1 rRNA gene is annotated in these 2,978 nt (G+C 54.2%); it reads left to right on the forward strand.

Features of this window, described 5'->3' with window-relative positions:
* Nucleotides 1-159 precede the first annotated feature (159 nt).
* A 23S ribosomal RNA gene (locus C7449_RS21470) occupies nucleotides 160-2,957 on the forward strand.
* Nucleotides 2,958-2,978 lie beyond the last annotated feature (21 nt).

Genomic DNA, 2,978 nt, shown 5'->3' on the forward strand with positions numbered 1-2,978 from the left:
TAACCGGGCTTTTGGCTGGCCTGTCCCTTGCAAGGGTACGGGCCTTCTGGTGCGGCAAGTGCAACTTGCCCGTATGGCCAGGTTCAGCACCCCTCTGAGCGCAAGCGAGGAGGAAAGGTTTGCTGAACCCAAATAAGGATGAGCATTGGCAATGAGAACGATCAAGTGTCGTAAGGGCAATTGGTGGATGCCTTGGCATGCACAGGCGATGAAGGACGTGATACGCTGCGATAAGCCGTGGGGAGCTGCGAATGAGCTTTGATCCATGGATTTCCGAATGGGGAAACCCACCTTAAATGCTTGGAGAATTTAAGCTGCTCGCAAGGGCGGCTTAGGTTTCCAAGCATTGAAATAAGGTATCTTACCTTCGAATACATAGGGGTAAGAAGCGAACGCAGGGAACTGAAACATCTAAGTACCTGCAGGAAAGGACATCAACCGAGACTCCGCAAGTAGTGGCGAGCGAACGCGGACCAGGCCAGTGGCAATGCTGAATAAAGTCGAACGGAATGGAAAGTCCGGCCTTAGCGGGTGATAGCCCCGTAGACGTAGAACAGGCATTGTCCTTGAGTAGGGCGGGACACGTGAAATCCTGTCTGAACATGGGGAGACCACTCTCCAAGCCTAAGTACTCGTGCATGACCGATAGCGAACAAGTACCGTGAGGGAAAGGTGAAAAGCACCCCGACAAGGGGAGTGAAAGAGAACCTGAAACCGGTTGCCTACAAACAGTCGGAGGGCGCAAGCCTGACGGCGTACCTTTTGTATAATGGGTCAACGACTTAGTGTGGCGAGCGAGCTTAAGCCGATAGGTGGAGGCGCAGCGAAAGCGAGTCTGAACAGGGCGTTCAGTTCGTCGCATTAGACCCGAAACCGAGTGATCTAGCCATGAGCAGGTTGAAGGTTGGGTAACACCAACTGGAGGACCGAACCCATATCTGTTGCAATAGATTGGGATGACTTGTGGCTAGGGGTGAAAGGCCAATCAAACTCGGAAATAGCTGGTTCTCCGCGAAATCTATTTAGGTAGAGCGTCGACCGAATACCCTCGGGGGTAGAGCACTGGATGGGCTATGGGGACTCACCGTCTTACTGATCCTAACCAAACTCCGAATACCGAGGAGTACTAGTCGGCAGACACACGGCGGGTGCTAACGTCCGTCGTGGAAAGGGCAACAACCCTGACCTCCAGCTAAGGTCCCCAAGTCATGGCTAAGTGGGAAAGGATGTGAGGATCCCAAAACAACCAGGATGTTGGCTTAGAAGCAGCCATCATTTAAAGAAAGCGTAACAGCTCACTGGTCTAAATAAGGGTCTTTGCGCCGAAAATGTAACGGGGCTGAAGCCATGCACCGAAGCTGAGGATGTGCAGTAATGCACGTGGTAGCGGAGCGTTCCGTAAGCCTGCGAAGGGCGACCCGTGAGGGCGCCTGGAGGTATCGGAAGTGCGAATGTTGACATGAGTAACGATAAAGCGGGTGAGAGACCCGCTCGCCGAAAGACCAAGGGTTCCTGCTTAAAGTTAATCTGAGCAGGGTTAGCCGGCCCCTAAGACGAGGCGGACACGCGTAGTCGATGGGAACCACGTTAATATTCGTGGGCCTGGTGGTAGTGACGGATCGCGTAAGTTGTAAGGTCTTATTGGATTGACCTTGCCGCGAAGCGGTCCCGGGAAATAGCTCCACCGTATAGACCGTACCCGAAACCGACACAGGTGGTCAGGTAGAGTATACCAAGGCGCTTGAGAGAACTGCGTTGAAGGAACTCGGCAAATTGCACGCGTAACTTCGGAAGAAGCGTGACCCCTTTTTACGCAAGTGGGAAGGGGTGGCACAGACCAGGGGGTAGCGACTGTTTATCAAAAACACAGGGCTCTGCGAAGTCGCAAGACGACGTATAGGGTCTGACGCCTGCCCGGTGCTGGAAGGTTAAGAGGAGAGGTGCAAGCTTTGAATCGAAGCCCCAGTAAACGGCGGCCGTAACTATAACGGTCCTAAGGTAGCGAAATTCCTTGTCGGGTAAGTTCCGACCTGCACGAATGGCGTAACGACTTCCCCGCTGTCTCCAACGCAGACTCAGTGAAATTGAATTCCCCGTGAAGATGCGGGGTTCCTGCGGTCAGACGGAAAGACCCCGTGCACCTTTACTATAGCTTTACACTGGCATTCGTGTCGGCATGTGTAGGATAGGTGGTAGGCTTTGAAGCAGGGACGCCAGTTTCTGTGGAGCCATCCTTGAAATACCACCCTTATCGTCATGGATGTCTAACCGCGGTCCGTTATCCGGATCCGGGACCGTGTATGGTGGGTAGTTTGACTGGGGCGGTCGCCTCCGAAAGAGTAACGGAGGCGCGCGATGGTGGGCTCAGAGCGGTCGGAAATCGCTCGTCGAGTGCAATGGCATAAGCCCGCCTGACTGCGAGACTGACAAGTCGAGCAGAGACGAAAGTCGGTCATAGTGATCCGGTGGTCCCGCGTGGAAGGGCCATCGCTCAACGGATAAAAGGTACGCCGGGGATAACAGGCTGATGACCCCCAAGAGTCCATATCGACGGGGTTGTTTGGCACCTCGATGTCGGCTCATCGCATCCTGGGGCTGGAGCAGGTCCCAAGGGTTTGGCTGTTCGCCAATTAAAGCGGTACGTGAGCTGGGTTCAGAACGTCGTGAGACAGTTCGGTCCCTATCTGCCGTGGGTGTAGGAATATTGACAGGATCTGTCCCTAGTACGAGAGGACCGGGATGGACGTATCTCTGGTGGACCTGTTGTCCTGCCAAGGGCATAGCAGGGTAGCTATATACGGACGGGATAACCGCTGAAGGCATCTAAGCGGGAAACCCACCTGAAAACGAGTGTTCCCTATCAGAGCCGTGGAAGACGACCACGTTGATAGGCCGGGTGTGGAAGCGCAGCAATGTGTGAAGCTTACCGGTACTAATCGCTCGATCGGCTTGATCGTTCTCATTGTTCATGCTCATCG

The organism is Mycoplana dimorpha (genome assembly GCF_003046475.1).
In the GTDB taxonomy this organism is placed as follows: domain Bacteria; phylum Pseudomonadota; class Alphaproteobacteria; order Rhizobiales; family Rhizobiaceae; genus Mycoplana; species Mycoplana dimorpha.